Here is a 19,878-nt window from a genome sequence, read left to right on the forward strand (position 1 = left end):
CCATGCCCGGCGGAATGCAGCAACGACACGGAGGGTGTTCGATGTTCGCTGTGGTTCCAGATCCGATTCCCGCACGCATGCGCGTGCTCAACCGCGCCGACGTGTGTGACGTCAATTTCCTTGAGATGGTGCGTGACTGGCGCGGCATGCCACGGCCACGTCCTGCCCCGGATGCACCGATCCTGCCGGGCAGCACGCTCACCGCCGCCGCCTTCGATGAGCTGTTCGATTCACAGCTGGCCAGCCGCCAGCTGGACCTGATGGCGCGCGTGCTGCGCGTGCAGAACAAGGTCTTCTACACCATCGGTTCGTCCGGCCATGAGGGCAACGCGCTGCTGGCGCGGGCCTGCCGGCATACCGACCCGGCGTTCCTGCACTATCGTTCCGGTGCGTTCATGGCCGAACGGTCGCGGCAGGTGCCGGGCATCGATCCGCTGCGCGATGCCGCGCTGTCGTTCGCCGCCAGTGCCGATGATCCGGCCAGTGGTGGCCGCCACAAGGTGTGGGGCAGCAAGCCGCTGTGGGTGCTGCCGCAGACCTCGACGATCGCTTCGCACCTGCCGAAGGCGCTGGGCACCGCGCTGGCCATCGAAAGTGCCAAGCGTCTGGGGCAGCCCCTGCCGATTCCCACCGACAGCATCGTGCTGTGTTCGTTCGGCGACGCCTCGGCCAACCATGCCACCGCGCAGACTGCCTTCAACACTGCGATGTGGTCGGCCTACCAGAAGCTGCCGGCACCGATCCTGTTCGTCTGCGAGGACAACGGTCTGGGCATCTCGGTGAAAACGCCGGAGGGCTGGATCGCCGAGCGCTTCAGCCGGCAACCGGGGCTGGATTACTTCTTCGCTGACGGCCTCGATCTGGCTGCCGGCCACGCGCAGGTGCAGGCGGCGGTGGACCATTGCCGGCGGACCCGGCGGCCAACCTTCCTGCATCTGCGCACCACGCGCCTGATGGGCCATGCCGGCACTGATTTCGAAGTGGAATGGCGGGCCTTGCCGGAACTGTGCGCTGCCGAAGCGCAGGACCCGTTGCTGCGCTCGGCGCAGATCGCGCTGGAGTCCGGCTGGATGGATGCCGCGGCCATCGAGGCGGCCTACGAGACGATGCGCGCGCGCTGCATGGCTGCTGCCGCAGATGCCGAGGGTGGCGCCAAGCTGCAGTCGCTGGAGGCGGTGATGGCGCCACTGGCGCCGTACACACCGGGCGCCGTGCAGGCGGAGGCGCAGCGTGCGGTGCCCGCCGAAGCGCGCGAAGTGCTGTACGGCAGTGCCGAGGCATTGCCTGAGCGGCAGCCGCCCCGGCACCTGGCGATCCAGATCAACCATGGCCTGCAGGAACTGCTGGCCAAGTACCCGCAAAGTCTGTTGTTCGGCGAAGACGTAGCACAGAAGGGTGGGGTCTATACGGTCACCAGGGACCTGCTGCGCCGCTTCGGTCCGCGCCGGGTGTTCAACACCCTGCTGGACGAGACCATGATCCTGGGGATGGCGCAGGGCCTGGCCAACATGGGCATGCTGCCGATCCCGGAAATCCAGTACCTGGCCTACCTGCACAATGCCATCGACCAGCTGCGCGGCGAGGCCTGTTCGCTGCAGTTCTTCTCCAACGACCAGTACCGCAACCCGATGCTGGTGCGGGTGGCCGGGCTGGGCTACCAGAAGGGGTTCGGCGGTCATTTCCACAATGACAACTCGATCACCGCGCTGCGCGACATCCCCGGCCTGGTGGTCGGCTGCCCGTCACGTGGCGATGACGCGGTGATGATGCTGCGCACGTTGGCCGCGATGGCGCGGGTGGACGGCCGGGTGGCGGTGTTCCTGGAGCCCATCGCGCTGTACATGAGCAAGGACCTGCATGACGCCGGGGACGGCCAGTGGCTGTTCGACTACCCCGCGCCGGGACAGGCACTGGTGCCCGGCGAGGGCCGGGTCTATGCGCCGGAGGCCGGGGACCTGGTGGTCTACACCTATGGCAACGGCGTGCCGATGGCACTGCGTGCGGCGCGCGCCATCGAGCAGCAGCTGGGCTGGCAGGTGCGGGTGGTCGACCTGCGCTGGCTGGTACCGTTGAATGCGCGGTTCATCGCCGCCCAGGCGGCCACCGCAAAGCGGGTGCTGGTGCTGGATGAGGGCCGCAGCAGTGGCGGTGTGGGCGAGGGTGTGGTCACTGCGCTGGTCGAAGCGGGCTTCGGCCACCTGCCGCTGCGCCGGGTCTGTGGCGCCGATACCTATACGCCGCTGGCGGGGGCAGCATTGTTCGGGCTTCCAAGCGACAATGCGCTGATTGGCGCCGCCCTGGACCTGGCGCAGGAACCCTGATGCATGTGTGGATTGGCGGGAATGTTGTTGCCGGCGCCGCTGGCGTCGGCCGAAGTGCTGCAGGCGCAGGTCCTGGCCATGGGCGAGGCGCTTCACCATCGCGGGCCGGATGACGGCGGCAGCTGGGTCGACGTCGAGGCCGGTATTGCGCTGGCGCACCGCCGCCTGAGCATCCTCGACCTGTCCCCGCTGGGCCACCAGCCGATGGCCTCGGTCGACGGCCGCTACGTGATGGCCTACAACGGTGAGGTCTACAACTTTGCCGCGCTGCGCGCCGAACTGGAGCCACTGGGGCACAGCTTCCGTGGCCATTCCGATACCGAAGTGCTGCTGGCCGCGATCCTGCAATGGGGCGTGGAGGACACTCTGCAACGCTGCAATGGCATGTTCGCCATTGCGCTGTGGGATCGCCAGGAGCGATGCCTGTGGCTGGCCCGCGACCGCGTCGGCAAGAAGCCGCTGTACTACGGCTGGGCCGGCGACACGCTGGTGTTCGGTTCGGAACTGAAGGCGCTGTGGCAGCACCCGGCCTTCGACAACGACATCGACCGTGACGCGCTCACGCTGCTGCTGCGGCTGGACTACATCCCGGCCCCGCACAGCATCCACCAGCGCTGCTACAAGTTGATGCCCGGCCGCGTGCTGCGCCTGGATGCGGAGGCCGTTGCCGCCGGAGCGGCCGCGCATCGCCCTGAGCAGGTGCAGCGCCCTTACTGGGATGCACGCGCGCGCATGCAGGCGGCGCTGGCGGCACCGTTCCAGGGCCGCATCGAGGAGGCCGAGGAACAGCTGGACACCTTGCTGCGCGATGCGGTGGCGCTGCGCATGGTGGCCGACGTACCGGTGGGCGTGTTCCTGTCCGGCGGTACCGATTCATCGCTGGTGGCGGCCCTGATGCAGGCGCAGAGCGGGCAGCCGGTGCACAGCTTCAGCATCGGCTTCACCGACTCGGGGCATGACGAAGCGCCGTTGGCCAAGGAACTGGCTGCTCATCTGGGCTGCGACCACACCGAGCTGTACGTCAGTGGTGCCGACGCGCTGGCGGTGGTGCCGCAGCTGCCGTCGATGTTCGACGAGCCGTTCGCCGATGCTTCGCAGGTGCCGACCGCGCTGGTTGCGCGGTTGGCGCGCCAGGGGGTGACCGTGGCGCTGTCGGGCGACGGCGGCGATGAGCTGTTCTTCGGCTACACACGGTATGTGCGCGCGCTGCGCAACTGGCAGATGCTCGGTCGCGTGCCGGGCCCGCTGCGGCGCTGGATGGGGGCTCGCTCGCAGCAGCAGGGCGAGGCCTCGCGCACTGGTGGCTTGGCTGCGCTGCTGGCCGAGACCGGTGCGCGCGGCATCGGCGATGTCTACCGCAACCGCATCTCGCGCTGGCGTGACCCGGCGGCGGCGGTGCCCGGCGCGCAGGCGGCCGGCAGCTTCTACGATCTGGCCGATCCACTGCACGGTGCCGGTACACCGGCCGACGCGATGATGCTGGCCGATTTCGTGAGCTATCTCCCGGACGATCTGCTGTGCAAGGTCGACCGGACCTCGATGGCGGTCAGCCTGGAGGCGCGTGCACCACTGCTGGACTGGCGCGTGGCCGAGTTCGCCTGGTCGTTGCCGCTGGGCTTCAAACGCAGTGAAACGACCAGCAAGGTGCTGCTCAAGCGCGTGCTGGGCCGTTATGTGCCGCACGCGATGGTGCACCGGCCCAAGCGTGGCTTCGGTGCGCCGGTCAGCGACTGGCTGAAGGGCGATCTGCGGCCATGGGCCGATGATCTGCTGCAGCCCGCGCGGCTGGAGCGCGAAGGCGTGCTGTCGGCAGCGGCGGTGCAGCCGTTGTGGCAGCAGTTCCTGGGTGGGCAGCGCAAGTGGCATACCCACCTGTGGAATGTGCTGATGTTCCAGGCCTGGCAGGCGCACTGGCGGCAGGTGCGCGCAGGCGTCAGCGGCGGCTGATCTTCACTGGCCTGCACGGGCCCGGCCGCTAGGCTGGGCCTCCCGCACCGTGAGGAGACTGCCCTGATGTCCGTTCCCACCATCGCCGTGTTCGTCGGCAGCCTGCGCAAGGACTCCTGCAACCGCAAGCTGGCCCATGCGCTGGAGAAGATTGCCGGTGAACGTGCGCGCTTCCAGTACGTGCAGATCGGCGACCTGCCGCTGTACGACCAGGATTTCGATGCGCACTACCCGCCGCAGGGTACCCGGCTGAAGGATCAGGTGCGCAGCGCCGACGCGGTGCTGTTCGTGACCCCCGAGTACAACCGTTCGGTGCCGGGCGTACTGAAGAACGCCATCGACATCGGCTCGCGTCCGTATGGCGACAGCGCATTTGCCGGCAAGCCGGCGGCGGTGATCGGTGCCTCCATCGGCCAGATCGGCACCGCCGTGGCCCAGCAGCATCTGCGCAACAGCCTGGCCTTCCTGGACATGCACGTGCTCGGTCAGCCCGAGGCGTTCATCCACTTCAAGGATGGCCTGATCGATGCCGATGGCACGATCCACAACGAGGGCACGCAGAAGTTCCTGCAGGGCTATGTGGACCGGTTCCTGACGCTGATCGCGGTGCATGCCAAGGGCGATTGAGGCCTGCGGGGTCGGAGCTCTCTGCGGCGCAGAGGGATCCGACCCCGGACAGAACAGCCACGTCTGGGGTTGGATCCCGGTGCGCAGCGGCGGGCTCCGACCCTGGCCGTCTGATCTGCGATAATGCCCCGCTTGGGCGCCGCAAAGACGCCCGTCGCAGGCAGTGCGACACGCCCGCGCCAGCATGGCCTGGCCTGACGGATATCCCCCGGTCTTCCACGGCTTATCCACAGGCTTGTCCGTGGTCGCGCGGGTGGGTGCATGCCTACACTCGTCTGGCCCACTTCCGCAGGAAACACCGCAGCATGTCCGCTCGTTCCGGCTTCCGTTCCAACCGCAGAGAGCGCGGTGATGGCTTCGATCGTGATCGCGATGAGTCGCGTATCGATCAGTTGCGGGTGCCACCGCATTCGGTGGAAGCCGAACAGGCGGTGCTGGGGGGGCTGATGCTGGCGCCGGAGGCCTATGACCGGGTCAACGACCAGCTGACCGAAGGCGATTTCTATCGCCGCGACCATCAGATGATCTACCGTGCGATCCGCGAGCTGTCCGAGCGCGAACGGCCGTTCGATGCGGTGACCCTGGGCGAGTGGTTCGAATCACAGGGCAAGCTGGAGCTGGTGGGCGACGGTGCTTACCTGATCGAGCTGGCCAGCACCACGCCGTCGGCGGCCAACATCGTGGCCTATGCCGAGATCGTGCGCGACAAGGCGGTGCTGCGGCAGCTGATCCAGGTCGGCACCGACATCGTCAACGACGGCTTCCAGCCTGAAGGCCGCGACAGCAGCGAACTGTTGGCATCGGCGGAAAAGAGCGTGTTCGCCATCGCCGAACAGGGCGCACGCGGCCGCACCGATTTCGTCGCCATGCCCGGCGCGCTGAAGGATGCCTTCGAAGAGCTGCGCAACCGCTTCGAGAACGGCGGCAACATCACCGGCCTGCCGACCGGCTACAACGACTTCGATGCGATGACCGCCGGCCTGCAGCCGACCGATCTGATCATCCTTGCCGCGCGCCCAGCCATGGGCAAGACCACCTTCGCGCTGAACATCGCCGAGTACGCGGCGATCAAGTCGAAGAAGGGCGTGGCGGTGTTCTCGATGGAAATGTCGGCCTCGCAGCTGGCGATGCGCCTGATTTCCTCCAATGGCCGCATCAATGCGCAGCGCCTGCGTACCGGCCAGCTGGAAGACGAGGACTGGAGCCGTGTCACCAGCGCGATCAAGATGCTGAAGGAAACCAAGATCTTCATCGACGATACGCCGGGCGTGTCGCCGGAAGTGCTGCGTTCCAAGTGCCGCCGCCTCAAGCGCGAGCATGACCTGGGCCTGATCGTGATCGACTACCTGCAGCTGATGAGCGTGCCCGGCAACAGCGAGAACCGCGCGACCGAAATCTCGGAGATCTCGCGTTCTCTGAAGGGTCTGGCCAAGGAACTGCACGTGCCGGTGATCGCACTTTCCCAGCTCAACCGCTCGCTGGAAACGCGTACCGACAAGCGCCCGGTGATGGCCGACCTTCGCGAATCGGGCGCAATCGAGCAGGACGCGGACATGATCGTGTTCATCTACCGCGACGATTACTACAACAAGGAAAACTCGCCGGACAAGGGCCTGGCCGAGATCATCATCGGCAAGCACCGTGGTGGCCCGACCGGTTCGTGCAAGCTGAAGTTCTTCGGCGAGTACACCCGCTTCGACAACCTGGCCCACGACTCGGTCGGTTCGTTCGAGTAACGGTAATGCCGGCCGCTGGCCGGCAACCGCCAGCACTCCCCGTGGAGCCGAGCCGATGCTCGGCTCTTTTCGTCTGGGCGCCCGCAGTGCCGGTCTACCATTCGAAACACGGAACTTCCGTACGTGGCGTGTAAATGACATGTAACGCGCCGCTTCTACGATTCCGCCGCTGCTGCCCCTTCGACGCCGCCCTTCGGCGTCCAGCGTGCCCAAGGAATCCGCCTCCATGTCGTCCCACGCTCCGCTTCGCCGCAATCTGCTGGCCCTGCTGGTCTGTGCTTCGCTGCCGTCGCTGGCCGCCGCTGAAACCGCCCCCGCCGCCGATACGCCGTCGGCCACTACGCTCGATTCGATCTCGGTGATCGGCCGCGGCGAAGCCCGCCAGGTCCAGCGCGTGACCGCCGAGGACATGAAGGTGCTGCCGCCCGGCGCCAATCCGCTGAAGCTGCTGGCCAGCAAGCCGGGCGTGCACTTCGAATCGGCCGACGCCACCGGCGCGTACGAGTGGTCCACCACCATCAGCCTGCGCGGCTTCAACCAGAACCGCCTGGGCTACACCCTCGACGGCATTCCGCTGGGCAACATGGCCTATGGCAACAGCAACGGCCTGCACATCAGCCGTGCGGTGATCAGCGAGAACCTCGGCGGCGCCGAGGTGTCCACCGGCATCGGCGCGCTCGGCACGCCGTCCACCAGCAACCTCGGTGGTGTGTTCCAGTTCTACTCGATCGACCCGTCCACCGAATACGGCGTGGTGCTGGCACAGGGCTTCGGCAGCGACAGTGCGCGCCGCAGCTATGCGCGGCTGGAAACCGGCGAGCACCAGGGCTTTGCCGCCTATCTGTCCGGCGCGTACTCCGAAGGTGACAAGTGGAAGGGCAAGGGCTCGCAGGAGCTGAAGCAGTTCAACGGCAAGGCCACCTACAATTTCGGTACGGACAGCAAGATCACCGCGTTGTTCAACGCCTCGCGCCGCGTCGAGGCGGACTACCAGGATCTGTCGCTGGAGATGATCGATCGTCTCGGCTGGGACTGGGACAACTACGCGCCGGATTGGGATCGCGCGGTGGCTGCCGCTCGCGGCAAGTTCAGTGGTGGCGTCAACAGTCCGTGGGACGCGTACTACTCCGGCCACGGCCTGCGCAATGATGACCTGTCCAGCATCGCCGGCGATTTCGGCCTGAACGACGCGATGCGGCTGAAGGTCAACGTGTACAACCACAGCAATCGCGGCCAGGGCCACTGGTTCAGCCCGTCCAATCCGTCCAACCCCGGCACCAGTCGCGAGATTCCGATCTCGATCCGCACCACCGAATATGCGATCGACCGCACCGGCGTGACCTCGGCGTTCACCTGGAACGTCGGCGGCCACGAACTGGAAGCGGGCCTGTGGTATGAGGACAGCGGCCACAGCGTGCAGCGCAATTTCTACTACATCGACGGCCCGATCACCGACGACTTCTTCCTGCGCAATCCGGACCAGCGCGTCTGGCACCAGCGCTACACCACCATCACTCGCCAGTTCTACGTGCAGGACCGCTTCCGCCTGTTCGATGACCGCCTGACCATCGACATCGGTGCGAAGTCGCCGAACACCCGCACCAGCGTGCGCACGCCGCTGGGCAGCTACGCCAACAACAGCAGCCTGACCTCGAAGAAGGGTTTCCTGCCGCAGGCCGGCTTCAACTTCAAGCTCAACGAAGGCAACGAGATCTTCGGCTCGTTCGCCAAGAACATTGCGGCCTACGCGCTGGGTGTGGGCAGCCCGTTCAACGTGCCGCAGGCCGCGTTCGATGCCAGCGCGAAGAACCTGAAGCCGGAACAGTCGCGCACGATCGAGCTGGGCTGGCGTGGCTACGGCCAGGGCTATGAAGCCTCGGTTGCGGTGTACGACGTGAAGTTCGACAACCGCCTGCTGGCCATCGCCCAGTGCGTGGGCATCCTCGGTTGCCCGGCGCTGTTCTCCAACGTTGGTTCGGTGACCAGCCGTGGCGCCGAAGCGACCCTGCAGCTGAAGCCGATGCAGGATGTGAGCTGGTCCAACGCGCTGTCGTGGAATGACAGCACCTACGACAACGACTACGTGAACAACGGCGTGGTGCCGACCCGCGGCAAGAAGACCGTCGACACCCCGGAATGGATGTTCGCCAGCACCCTGGCGTGGACCCCGGGCCCGTGGGACATGCGCCTGTCGGCCAACCATGTGGGCAAGCGCTACGTGACCTACACCAACGACGTGTCGGTGCCGAGCTACTGGCTGGTCAATGCCTCGGTCGCCTATGACTTCGGCTCGCTGGGTCCGGCGCAGAACCTGACCGTGGCGTTGAATCTGACCAACCTGACCGACAAGCGCTACCTGTCCTCGATCAACACCAATGGCACCTACGCCGCCGATCCGACCCGCAGCCTGGCGACCATGCAGGTTGGCGCGCCACGGCAGGTGATGGCCACCGCCACCGTGCGCTTCTGATGCGCGCGCCTGTTGATCCGGAGAGCCGCCGTCGCCTGCTGCGCATGGCGTGGCAGGGCACGGGGGCGGCGATCGCGTTGGCGACGATGCCGGGGCTGGCCGCGGCCGGCCCACGGCCTCGGCTGGGGCGTGATCCATTCACCCTTGGCATCGCCGCCGGCGATCCGGATCCGCAGGGCGCGGTGTTGTGGACGCGGCTGGCGCCGGACCCACTCAACGGCGGTGGCATGCCGTCGCGGGCGGTGCCGGTGCGCTGGTTCGTGGCCGAAGACCCCGGCATGCGCCGGCTGGTGCAGCGCGGGGTTGCGGCCGCGGTGCCCGAGCTGGCCCATTCAGTGCATGTCGAAGTCAACGGTCTGCTCCCAGCGCGTGACTATTACTACCGTTTCGCCTGCGATGGTGATGAGGAAAGCGCGGTCGGCCATTTCCGCACCGCCCCGATGGCGGACACGCAACTGCAGCAGCTGCGCCTGGCACTGTGCACCTGCCAGGCCTGGAACAGCGGCTACTACCCGGTGCTGCGTGACATCGCGCAGAGCGACGTGGACCTGGTGCTGCATGCGGGTGACTATCTGTACGAGTACAGCCCGCTGCAGAACGCACGCGGGCGCATGCTGGATGCCGAGCGCTTCAGCGGCGAGACGATCAGTCTGGAGCGCTATCGCGACCAGTACGCGCTGTACAAGCTTGATCCCGATCTGCAGGCCGCACACGCCGCCCACGCGTTCGCGGTGATCTGGGATGACCACGAGGTGCAGAACGATTACTCCGGCATCCATCCGGAGAAGCCCGGCGTCACGACGGAAGATTTCATCATCCGTCGCGCGGCCGCCTATCGCGCGTTCTATGAGCACCTGCCGATGCGCAGCACGCCTGCAGGCAACGGTGGCCTGCGCGTGCATCGACGCCTGCGCTATGGCGACCTTGCACAGCTGACCCTGCTCGACTGCCGCCAGTTCCGCCCGGCCAATCCCTGCGGCGTGGGTGAGTCGCCGCGCTGCGAGGCGGCGCTGGATCCACGCATGAGCATGCTCGGTGTCGGCCAGGAGGCGTGGTTCGCACAGTCGATGGCGGCCGCTCAGGGCACGCGCTGGAATGTGGTGGTGCAGCAGTTGCTGATGGCGCAGCTGCGCCTGGACGGCGGCACGCCGCGCGAGCGCTTCTGGAACGATGCCTGGGACGGTTACCCGGCGGCGCGCAGGCGCCTGCTGCAGGCGCTGCAGGCAGGCGGGCAGCGCAACGCCATCGTGCTCGGTGGCGACTGGCACTCCACGTTCGTCAATGATCTGAAGTTGGACTTCGACGTGGCCAGTGCGCCGGTCGTTGCGACCGAATTCATCGCCCCGGCGATCAGCAGTGGCGGTGACGATACGCCGTACGGCCCGTACTACGGCCCGTCGATTCCACAGAATCCGCACATCCGCTATTTCGACGGCGACCGCCGTGGCTGGTGGAAGCTGCAGTTGAGCCGACAGGCCGTGGACGCTGAGCTGCGTTTCGCCGACAGCGTGCTGCGCGCGGATGCGCCGGTGCGTACTGCGGCGCGCTTCCAGGTGTCCCACGGCCGCCCGGGGGCCGTGCCGGTGTAATGGCGGGTGCGGACCTCTTCGGTGGGTGCGGACCTTGGTCCGCACACTCACGCCACCCGCCGGGCATGGCCCGGTGCTACCAGGCAGAGGCAGGGCGCAGATCGACCGGTTTCATCGCCCCCAGCCCGGTTTCGTCGCAAATCGTTTGCGGGCGACGAGGGCAGGGCGCGAAGGTGTCCACAGGCGGCAACGTGCCGCCACAAGGAGACCGTGATGAAGACCCTGTTCGCGCTCGGTGTGTGGTGCCTGCTCTTCGTGCTGTGCTGGCCGCTGGCGATCCTCGCCCTGATCGCCTGGCCGTTCGTCTGGCTGCTGAGCCTGCCGTTCCGTCTGGTCGGCATCACCTTCTCGGCGCTGTTCGCCTTCCTGCGCGCGCTGTTCATGCTGCCGGCGCGCCTGCTCGGCGGTGGCCCGGTGACCGCATGAAGCCGCTTGCCATCATGACGTTGATGCTGCTGACGGCCGCGCCGGCGTTCGCCAGGCAGCCGCCTTCGGCCTATCTCGAGCGCCAGCACGATGCCGGCAAGGCAGAGGCCAAAGCGCCGGAAAAGCCTGCGCCGAAGGAAAATTGCCGGGTGGTGAAGGAATGGAAGGCTGGCGAGACGGTGGTGCAGCACCGGATCTGTGACGACCCGCCGAAGAAGGCTGCTGGAAAGGTGTAGAGCCGAGCATCGGCTCGGCTCTACATGAAGAGGACCAACAAAAAACCCCGCCGAGGCGGGGTTTTTTGTTGGCAGCGTGTGCCGACCAACGGTCGGCACCCACCTGGATTGCAGATCAGTTCGCCTTGTGGATGGCGCGCTTGCTGACCGCCATCGCCGCGTCGTGGATCACTTCCGACAGCGACGGGTGGGCGTGGCAGATGCGGGCCAGGTCATCGGCCGAGCCGCTGAACTCCATGGTCAGCACACCTTCGTGCACCAGTTCGGAGACGTTGGCGCCGACCAGGTGCATGCCGAGGATGCGATCGGTTTCGGCGTGGGCCAGGATCTTCACGAAGCCCGCCGGCTCGATCATCGCCACGGCACGACCGTTGGCGGCGAACGGGAAGCTGCCGGCCTTGTACGGAATGCCTTCGGCCTTCAGCTGCGCTTCGGTCTTGCCAACCCAGGCCAGTTCCGGCTCGGTGTAGATGACCCACGGGATGGTGTCGAAGTTGACGTGGCCCGGCAGGCCGGCGATCAGTTCAGCCACCGCGATGCCTTCTTCGAAGCCCTTGTGCGCCAGCATCGGGCCGCGCACGCAGTCGCCGACCGCCCACACGCCGTTGACGCCGGTGTGGCAGTGCGCGTCGACTTCGATCTGGCCGCGCTCGTTGATCTTGACGCCAGTGCCTTCGGCCAGCAGGCCCTTGGTGGCGGCGCGACGGCCGACGGCCACCAGCAGCTTGTCCACGGTCAGGGTCTTCTCGCCTTCAGCGTCGGTGTAGGTGACGATGACTTCCTTCTTCTTGCCCTTGCCGGTGATCTCGGTCTTGGAGACCTTGGCACCGAGGCGGATATCCAGACCCTGCTTCTTGAATTCCTTGGCAGCGGTCTTGGCCACTTCGGCATCGGCCACGGCCAGGAACTCTGGCAGCGCTTCCAGGATGGTCACTTCCGAACCCAGGCGCTTCCACACGCTGCCCAGTTCCAGGCCGATCACACCGGCGCCGATCACCGCCAGGCGGTTCGGCACTTCGGTGAAGTCCAGGCCGCCGACGTTGTCGACGATGGTGTCGCCGTCGAACTTGGCGAACGGCAGTTCGATCGAATCCGAACCGGCGGCGATGATCACGTTGGTGCCCTTCAGCTCGACGATGGAGCCGTCATGCTGGGTGACCTTGACCACGTTGCCCGGCTGCAGTTCGCCAAAACCATAATAGGCGGCGACCTTGTTGGCCTTGAACAGCATGCCGATGCCGCCGGTGAACTGCTTGACGATCTTGTCCTTGCGGCCAACCATCGCCTCGACGTCGATCTTGGCATCCTTGAAGCTGATGCCATGGTCGCCAAAGATGTGGCCCATGTTCCAGAACTGGCGCGAGGAATCCAGCAGCGCCTTGGACGGGATGCAGCCCACGCGCAGGCAGGTGCCGCCGAGGGCCGGCTTGCCGTCCTTGCCCAACGCTGCGTCGATGCAGGCGGTCTTCAGGCCCAGCTGTGCCGCGCGGATGGCAGCGTGGTAACCGGCCGGGCCGGCACCGATGACGACGACGTCGAATTGTTCAGCCATTGAATTATTCCTTGATGCATTACCAGAACCCCTCCGCGCAGGCGCGGAGGGGCGGGAGGTTTCTTACAGGCCGAACAGCATGCGGCCCGGGTTTTCCAGCTGGTTCTTGATGTCCACCAGGAACTGCACCGAATCCTTGCCGTCGATGATGCGGTGGTCGTAGGACAGCGCCAGGTACATCATCGGCGCGATCACGACCTGGCCGTTCTGGGCGATCGGACGCTCCTTGATGGCATGCATGCCCAGGATGGCGCTCTGCGGCGGGTTGATGATCGGAGTCGACAGCAGCGAACCGAAGGTGCCGCCGTTGGTCACGGTGAAGGTGCCGCCCTGCAGTTCCTCCAGGCTCAGCTTGCCGTCACGGGCCTTCTTGGCGTAGTCGGCGATGGTCTTTTCGATGTCGGCGAACGACATGCGCTCGACGTTGCGCAGCACCGGCGTGACCAGACCCTTCTCGGTCGACACCGCGATCGAGATGTCCGAGTAGCCGTGGTAGATGATGTCGTCGCCGTCGATCGAGGCGTTGACCAGCGGGAAGCGCTGCAGCGCGTTGGCCGCGGCCTTCACGAAGAAGCTCATGAAGCCCAGCTTGATGCCGTGTGCCTTGACGAACTCGTCCTGCAGGTCCTTGCGCGCCGCCGACACCTTGGACAGGTCGACTTCGTTGAAGGTGGTCAGCATGGCGGTGGAGTTCTTCGACTCCATCAGGCGCTCGGCGATGCGCTTGCGGATGCGGGTCATCGGCACGCGCTCTTCCGGACGTGCGCCACCGGCCTTGCCGGCGCCGCCGTTGCGGGCGAAGTTGACGATGTCTTCCTTGGTCACCGCGCCGCGACGGCCGGTGCCGTCCACGTCGGACGGGTTCACGCCCTCGGTGATGGCGGTGAAGCGGGCACCCGGCGGCAGCGCATCGGCGGCCGACTTGGCCGCCGGGGCCGGTGCAGCGGCAGCCGCCGGAGCAGCAGCCGGGGCAGCGGCAGCAGCAGCCGGAGCGGCTTCAGCAGCCGGTGCCGGAGCAGCAGCGACGGCGCCTTCTTCGATGATCGCCACGACCTGGCTGGAGGTCACGGTCGAGCCTTCGGCGAACTTGATTTCCTTGAGCACGCCATCGACCGGCGACGGCACTTCCAGGACGACCTTGTCGGTTTCCAGGTCAAGCAGGTTTTCGTCGCGCTTGACGGCGTCGCCCACCTTCTTGTGCCAGGTGGCGATGGTGCCGTCGGCGACGGATTCGGGCAGTACCGGGGCTTTGACTTCGGTGGCCATTGCGGGAGCTTCCTGGTTTGTCTTTTAAATAGGGGGAGGATTATTCAGCGAACGTGTCGTTGAACGGGTTGACCAATGCGTCGGCGACCAGCTGCTGCTGCTCGCGGACGTGGTCAGCCATGTGACCGGCAGCCGGCGAAGCCGAACGTGCGCGACCGGCGTAGTGCAGGTTCTGGCCATCGGCCAGGCAGAACTGCAGGTGGTGGCGGATCTGGTACCACGCACCCTGGTTCTGCGGTTCTTCCTGCGTCCACACCACGTCGGTGGCCTTGCCGTACTTCTTCAGTTCGGCGGCCAGCAGCGCACGCGGGAACGGGTACAGCTGCTCCACGCGGATGATCGCCACGTCGTCCTGGCCACGCTTGGTCTGGTCTTCCAGCAGGTCGTAGTAGACCTTGCCCGAGCACAGCACCACGCGCTTGACCTTCTTGGCGTCGGCATTGGCGTCGCCGATCAGGTGCTGGAACTCGCCGTTGGCCAGCTCGTCCAGGGTCGACACGGCCAGCTTGTGGCGCAGCAGCGACTTGGGCGACATCACCACCAGCGGCTTGCGGGTGGTCAGGTGCTGCTGGCGGCGCAGCATGTGGAAGGCCTGGGCCGGGGTCGACGGCACAACGACCAGCATGTTCTCCAGCGCGCACAGCTGCAGGAAGCGCTCCAGACGCGCCGAGCTGTGTTCCGGGCCTTGCCCTTCATAGCCATGCGGCAGCAGCAGGGTCAGGCCGGAGATGCGGCCCCACTTGGCTTCACCGGCGGCGATGAACTGATCGATCACCACCTGGGCGCCGTTGGCGAAGTCGCCGAACTGGCCTTCCCAGATGCACAGCGTGTTCGGATCGGTGGTCGAGAAACCGTACTCGTAGGCCATCACGGCTTCTTCGCTGAGCAGCGAATCGATGATGGTGGCCTTCTCCGGCGAATCCACCAGCTGCCGCAGCGGCAGGTAGTAATTGTCCGTCTTCTGGTCGTGCAGGATCGCGTGGCGGTGGGTGAAGGTACCGCGGCCCACGTCCTGGCCGACCAGGCGCAGGGCACTGCCTTCGTCGAGCAGGGTGGCGTAGGCCAGGTTCTCGGCAAAGCCCCAGTCACCCGGGATCTCGCCAGCGGCCATCCTGCGACGGTCGTCGTACACCTTGGACACGCGCGAGTGCAGCTGCACTTCTTCGGGCACGGTGTTGATCAGCTTGGCCAGCTCGACCAGCTTGTTCTTCTCGACCTTGGTCGAGATCGGATCGGACAGCTTGCCTTCCAGCAGCTTCGGCCAATCGACGAACAGCGGGCTGCTCGGCGGGGTCTTCTCGACCGTGGCCAGCTCGGTGGTCACTTCACCCGCGTCCAGCTTCTCGCGGTAGGCATCGACCATCGCCTTGCCGGCGCCGGCCGCGATCACGCCTGCCTTTTCCAGCTGCTCGGCGTACATCTCGCGGGTGGTGGCGTGCTTGCGGATCACCTGGTACATCAGCGGCTGGGTGATCGCCGGTTCGTCAGCCTCGTTGTGGCCCCAACGGCGGTAGCACATCAGATCGATGACCACGTCCTTGGCGAACTTCTGGCGGAACTCGAAGGCCAGCTGCGCGGCGAACACCACCGCTTCCGGATCATCGCCGTTCACGTGCAGCACCGGGGCGGCGATCATCTTCGCCACGTCGGTGGCATAGCGCGTGGAGCGCGTATCCAGCGGGTTGGAAGTGGTGAAGCCGACCTGGTTGTTGACCACGATGTGAACGGTGCCGCCGACGGCGAAGCCGCGGGCCTGCGACATCTGGAACAGCTCCATGACCACGCCCTGGCCGGAGAAGGCCGCGTCGCCGTGGATCAGGATCGGCATGACCTGCTTGCGGGCAGTGTCCTTGCGGCGCTCCTGGCGCGAACGCACGGAGCCGGCCACGACCGGGTCGGCGATTTCCAGGTGCGACGGATTGAACGCCAGCGCCAGGTGCACCGGGCCACCCTCGGTAGCCACGTCGGCGGAGAAGCCCATGTGGTACTTCACGTCACCGGCCGAGGCGTGCTCGTCGTGCTCGAACTTGCCTTCGAACTCGTCGAACAGCTTGCGCGGGTTCTTGCCGAGGGTGTTGACCAGCACGTTCAGGCGGCCACGGTGGGCCATGCCGACCACCACATCCTTGACGCCATCCTTGCCGGCGCTGCGGATGATGGTGTCCATCATCGGGATCAGCGAGTCGCCGCCTTCCAGCGAGAAGCGCTTCTGGCCGACGTACTTGGTGTGCAGGTAGCGCTCCAGGCCTTCGGCCGCGGTCAGGCGCTCCAGGGTGCGGCGCTGGGTGTCAGCGTCCAGCTGGTAGTTGCCACCGGCCGCTTCCAGCTTCTTGTAGATCCACTGGCGCTGCTCGACCTCGGAGATGTGCATGAACTCTGCACCGATCGAGCCGGTGTAGGTCGCCTTCAGGCGTGCCAGCAGGTCGCGCAGTTTCATGCGCGGCTGGCCACCGACGCCGCCGGTGCTGAACTCGCTGTTGAGGTCGCCATCGGACAGGCTGTGGAACGGCAGGCCCAGGTCCGGGGTGTTGACCGGAGCGGCCAGGCCCAGCGGGTCAAGGCGGGCGTCCAGATGACCACGCGAGCGATAGGCGGTGATCAGACGACCGACATTGCGCTCACGCTCGTCGCCTGCACCGGTGCCGGTGCCAGCCTTCAGCGCATCCTTGGCCGCGTCCGCGATGTGGGAGATGACGGCCGAGTGCGGAATGTCACCTGCTTCACGGCCCTTGAAGCCGTCGAAGTAGGTTTTCCATTTGGGATCGACACTATCCGGGGAGACCAGGTACTGCTCGTACAGGTCCTCGACATAGGAGGCGTTGCCGCCGGCGAGTTGCGAAGATTGCGCAAACTGCTTCAGTTGATTGTCCACGATGGAGGGTGTTGATTCGCTTTGTGGGGTATGGCTTCAGAAGGACCCGGCAGGAAGATGAATAGCCATGCACGGGCGCGTTCAAACAGCCAAATTGTACCCCCAACCGGACACGAAGGGGCAGCACCAAAGGCATCCCACGTCCCCCAGTGCCGCTTCCAGACAGGTTGGATCGAGCCGGTCCGCTCAGATGCCGAGCGCGCGCAGCTCGCTGCAATCACGCGAACGGTCCCAGACGCGCTGCAATTGCTGCTCGAACGGCTGCGAACGTGCCGGCACCGCGATCCCGGCTTCGCCGTCGAGGCGATGGCCGATCAGACGAAAGTAGAAGTCCCCCGCATCGTTGAGCAGGCAGGCCGAGGCCAGCGCGCGGTCGACCGGGTCGGTGACCTCGCGGAACTGGATCACACTGGGCAGTCGCTGGCCCAGCGCCAGCAGGGGCGCACCGGCCGAGGCGATCGCGGCAGCGTCGTGCACGATCACCCGCAGCTGCTTGTCATGGCGGGCAGTGACGAAACGGCGCAGGGCGGCCTGTACCGGCGGGGCATCCAGCAGGCCGGGGTCCAGCTGCCGGCTGTGCAGCCACAGCTGGCGACGGGCGCGATGGACGATGGCCGTGGTGACGGCCACCGCCTCGGCGCGGCTGTCGATGGCACTGGCCGCACCCAGCCGGCGGCGCATCTGCTGGTGGCCGATGCCGGCCTCCTCGAACACTTCGCCTTCGGGCAGGAAGCCCTGGCGGGCATAGAAATCGCGGGCCGGCAGCTGGGCGTGCAGATGCAGTTCGGCCAGGCCGAGCCGGCGTCCGGCCTCGACCAGCGCCTCGAGCAGGGCTTCACCGACGCCCTGGCTGCGGTGGCTGGCCAGCACCGCCATGCGGCCGATGCGCCCGTCCGGGGCCAGCCGGCCCGTGCCGATCGGTTCGCCGTTGGCGTCCAGCGCCAGTACATGGGCGCTGACCGGGTCCAGCGCATCGCGTTCCAGCTCGGCGGCGATCCCCTGTTCCTGCACGAACACACGCTGGCGCACCGCGTGGATGGCGACGTGGGCATCGGCGTGGCTGACCTGCTGGACCCGGATCATGGCGATGGTTCAGGCCCGGCCGGGGGTGCTGTCGTCTTCGTCGTCATCCTCGAAGTTGACGATGACCTCGATGCCGTCGTCGTGCACGGTCACGGAGTGGACATCGTCGGACACCGCGTCGGCGTCGATCGCTTCGACGCGGTCGCGGCCTTCGATGACCTCGCCGAGCACCACGGCGTCCTCGCCGTCGTCCTCATCCTCGGCCTCATGGACTTCGTTCGGATCGATCAGCTGCAGCACACCGCCCACCAGCAGCTGCTGGACCACCGCGCGGCCTTTGTCGGACAAGCCGCGATAGGCGGCGGCATCGAGCTGCTCGGCGCCGGCCAGGCGCTGGGCGTCCTTCACCGGCAGGGCAAAATCCTGGCCGCTGACGTACAGGCTGGCGCCGCGCTTGGCCCGGCGCCAGGCCAGGCGGGCCCAGGGGTGGCGCTGCAGCAGCAGGCCGGAGGCCAGCGCCTGCACCACTTCTTCCGGTGCCGGTGCGGCCTGGTGGGCCATCACCTCGCCGGCGGCGCGGTAGGTGGTGATGAAGCGGCCGAACCAGTCACCCAGCTTGTCCGGGTCGTTCATGCGGATGGCGTTGAGGGCGGTGATCACCCGCGCCATGGCCACCGTGTCGATTTCGTTCGGGTCGGCCGGCACCTTCAGGTCGGCATCCTGGTAGCGGATGTTCTCGTCGGCATCGGCGATCAGGGTATCCAGGTAGTCGCTGATCAGTTCGGCCGAGGACGGCGCACGCATGCCGAACGAGAAGGTCAGGCAGGGATCTTCGGCGACACCGTGGTGGGGCACGTTCGGCGGCAGGTACAGCATGTCGCCCGGCGCCAGCACCCAGTCGTGGGTTGGCTTGAACACCTTCAGCAGCTTCAGTTCCACGTCTGGGCGGAAGCCCAGTGGCGGCTGCTTGCCCTTGATGGATTCACTGGCGTCGATCTGCCAGCGGCGATGGCCGTGGGCCTGCAGCAGGAACACGTCGTACTGGTCGACATGGGCGCCGACCGAGCCACCGGTGGCGGCAAAGCTGATCATCACATCGTCCATGCGCCAGCGCGGCAGGAAGCTGAAGTGCTCGATCAGGGCGCGCACGTCCGGGTCCCACTTGTCCACGTCCTGCACCAGCAGGGTCCAGTCATGGTCGGGCAGGGCGGGGAACACGTCTTCCTGGAACGGGCCGGTGCGCACGCGCCAGCCGTCCTGGGCCTTGTCGTGCTGGATCAGGCGCGCCAGCACGCCTTCCTCGCAGGCCAGCCCGGCCAGGTCCTCCGGCTGCACCGGGGTCTGGAAGTTGGCGAAGGCATTGCGGATCAGCAGCGGGCGCTTCTGCCAGAAGTCGCGCAGGAAGGTGGCCGGCGCCATGCCCAGCGGCTGGCCAGGGCGGGCGGTGACTTCGATGAGCGGAGCGGAGGACTTGCGGGCGGCCATGGGGGGAATCCTTGCAACGGAAAGCGGGAGGGGCGGCGCGGCGGGCCGCCAAGGCCTCCATTGTCCGACGTTCGTTGGAATTGCGCACGTGCGGTGGTTTGTCGCGGGGTGTCCGGCCAACGGCAGAGCCCCTCGTGGCGGGGTGGGTTCACAAGCAAAAGCCGCGCTTGGCCGGGCGGGTGGGCCATGCAGGGGACGCTGCAAGTACGTCCCTGTAAGCTCGATGGCGCCATCCATGGCGCCAACGCCCCTGCATGGGCCCCCCCCCCCGCCCCCGACACTTTACAGCGCCGCCCCCCCCCGGGTGGGACAAAAAAATAAAAAGCCA

The 19,878-nt window shown here is 66.6% G+C and carries 13 protein-coding genes; 8 read left to right on the forward strand and 5 right to left on the reverse strand.

The annotated features are described in order from the left end of the window. Positions 1 to 41 precede the first annotated feature (41 nt). From ABH900_RS17315 to ABH900_RS17350, 8 genes are all read left to right on the forward strand, one after another. Positions 42 to 2,321, forward strand: coding sequence for a thiamine pyrophosphate-dependent enzyme (locus tag ABH900_RS17315; RefSeq protein ID WP_429624364.1), 2,280 nt, complete (start codon positions 42 to 44; stop codon positions 2,319 to 2,321). Between the two features lie 3 nt (positions 2,322 to 2,324). After that, positions 2,325 to 4,268 (forward strand): asparagine synthase (glutamine-hydrolyzing), encoded by a 1,944-nt coding sequence (asnB, locus tag ABH900_RS17320; protein WP_429624365.1) that lies wholly within the window; start codon positions 2,325 to 2,327, stop codon positions 4,266 to 4,268. A 66-nt stretch (positions 4,269 to 4,334) separates the two neighbouring features. Continuing rightward, positions 4,335 to 4,895 (forward strand): NADPH-dependent FMN reductase, encoded by a 561-nt coding sequence (locus tag ABH900_RS17325; RefSeq protein WP_429624366.1) that lies wholly within the window; start codon positions 4,335 to 4,337, stop codon positions 4,893 to 4,895. A gap of 305 nt (positions 4,896 to 5,200) precedes the next feature. After that, positions 5,201 to 6,631 carry a replicative DNA helicase gene (locus ABH900_RS17330; RefSeq protein ID WP_006377195.1) on the forward strand — a complete coding sequence of 477 codons (1,431 nt, stop codon included), beginning with the start codon at positions 5,201 to 5,203 and terminating at the stop codon, positions 6,629 to 6,631. A gap of 226 nt (positions 6,632 to 6,857) precedes the next feature. Next, entirely contained in the window at positions 6,858 to 9,101 is a 2,244-nt protein-coding gene (locus tag ABH900_RS17335; RefSeq protein ID WP_429624367.1) for a TonB-dependent receptor family protein, read from the forward strand. Then, positions 9,101 to 10,690, forward strand: coding sequence for an alkaline phosphatase D family protein (locus ABH900_RS17340; RefSeq protein ID WP_429624369.1), 1,590 nt, complete (start codon positions 9,101 to 9,103; stop codon positions 10,688 to 10,690). The genes ABH900_RS17335 and ABH900_RS17340 overlap by 1 nt, the downstream gene beginning before the upstream one ends. Before the next feature lie 213 nt (positions 10,691 to 10,903). After that, on the forward strand, positions 10,904 to 11,116 hold the full coding sequence (locus ABH900_RS17345) for a hypothetical protein (RefSeq protein ID WP_107230906.1): 213 nt from the start codon (positions 10,904 to 10,906) through the stop codon (positions 11,114 to 11,116). Then, positions 11,113 to 11,352, forward strand: coding sequence for a hypothetical protein (locus tag ABH900_RS17350; RefSeq protein ID WP_429624370.1), 240 nt, complete (start codon positions 11,113 to 11,115; stop codon positions 11,350 to 11,352). Before ABH900_RS17345 ends, ABH900_RS17350 begins: the two co-directional genes overlap by 4 nt. Positions 11,353 to 11,467: 115 nt before the next feature. On the opposite strand, the gene lpdA is transcribed toward ABH900_RS17350, so the two are convergent. The 5 genes from lpdA to ABH900_RS17375 form a co-directional block, all read right to left on the reverse strand. Further along, positions 11,468 to 12,904 (reverse strand): dihydrolipoyl dehydrogenase, encoded by a 1,437-nt coding sequence (gene lpdA / locus ABH900_RS17355; protein ID WP_429624371.1) that lies wholly within the window; start codon positions 12,902 to 12,904, stop codon positions 11,468 to 11,470. Positions 12,905 to 12,967: 63 nt separating this feature from the next. Then, positions 12,968 to 14,170, reverse strand: coding sequence for a dihydrolipoyllysine-residue succinyltransferase (gene sucB, locus ABH900_RS17360; protein ID WP_429624372.1), 1,203 nt, complete (start codon positions 14,168 to 14,170; stop codon positions 12,968 to 12,970). Positions 14,171 to 14,210: 40 nt separating this feature from the next. Next, positions 14,211 to 17,042 carry a 2-oxoglutarate dehydrogenase E1 component gene (locus ABH900_RS17365; RefSeq protein ID WP_429624373.1) on the reverse strand — a complete coding sequence of 944 codons (2,832 nt, stop codon included), beginning with the start codon at positions 17,040 to 17,042 and terminating at the stop codon, positions 14,211 to 14,213. Between the two features lie 186 nt (positions 17,043 to 17,228). Next, positions 17,229 to 18,125, reverse strand: a complete 897-nt coding sequence (locus ABH900_RS17370) for a GNAT family N-acetyltransferase (protein ID WP_429624374.1) — start codon at positions 18,123 to 18,125, stop codon at positions 17,229 to 17,231. A gap of 9 nt (positions 18,126 to 18,134) precedes the next feature. Further along, positions 18,135 to 19,550 (reverse strand): JmjC domain-containing protein, encoded by a 1,416-nt coding sequence (locus ABH900_RS17375; RefSeq protein WP_429624376.1) that lies wholly within the window; start codon positions 19,548 to 19,550, stop codon positions 18,135 to 18,137. Positions 19,551 to 19,878: the final 328 nt, after the last annotated feature.

Origin of the sequence: Stenotrophomonas sp. AN71, assembly GCF_050435725.1 — a bacterium.
Taxonomy (GTDB): domain Bacteria; phylum Pseudomonadota; class Gammaproteobacteria; order Xanthomonadales; family Xanthomonadaceae; genus Stenotrophomonas.

Bases quoted from the DNA above. Each gene is read 5' to 3' on its own strand.
- ABH900_RS17350 (WP_429624370.1), top strand. From the start codon at position 11,113: ATGAAGCCGCTTGCCATCATGACGTTGATGCTGCTGACGGCCGCGCCG.
- ABH900_RS17345 (WP_107230906.1), top strand. From the start codon at position 10,904: ATGAAGACCCTGTTCGCGCTCGGTGTGTGGTGCCTGCTCTTCGTGCTG.
- ABH900_RS17335 (WP_429624367.1), top strand. From the start codon at position 6,858: ATGTCGTCCCACGCTCCGCTTCGCCGCAATCTGCTGGCCCTGCTGGTC.
- asnB (WP_429624365.1), top strand. From the start codon at position 2,325: ATGTGTGGATTGGCGGGAATGTTGTTGCCGGCGCCGCTGGCGTCGGCC.
- ABH900_RS17375 (WP_429624376.1), bottom strand. From the start codon at position 19,550: ATGGCCGCCCGCAAGTCCTCCGCTCCGCTCATCGAAGTCACCGCCCGC.
- ABH900_RS17325 (WP_429624366.1), top strand. From the start codon at position 4,335: ATGTCCGTTCCCACCATCGCCGTGTTCGTCGGCAGCCTGCGCAAGGAC.
- ABH900_RS17315 (WP_429624364.1), top strand. From the start codon at position 42: ATGTTCGCTGTGGTTCCAGATCCGATTCCCGCACGCATGCGCGTGCTC.
- sucB (WP_429624372.1), bottom strand. From the start codon at position 14,170: ATGGCCACCGAAGTCAAAGCCCCGGTACTGCCCGAATCCGTCGCCGAC.
- ABH900_RS17340 (WP_429624369.1), top strand. From the start codon at position 9,101: ATGCGCGCGCCTGTTGATCCGGAGAGCCGCCGTCGCCTGCTGCGCATG.
- ABH900_RS17330 (WP_006377195.1), top strand. From the start codon at position 5,201: ATGTCCGCTCGTTCCGGCTTCCGTTCCAACCGCAGAGAGCGCGGTGAT.
- ABH900_RS17370 (WP_429624374.1), bottom strand. From the start codon at position 18,125: ATGATCCGGGTCCAGCAGGTCAGCCACGCCGATGCCCACGTCGCCATC.
- lpdA (WP_429624371.1), bottom strand. From the start codon at position 12,904: ATGGCTGAACAATTCGACGTCGTCGTCATCGGTGCCGGCCCGGCCGGT.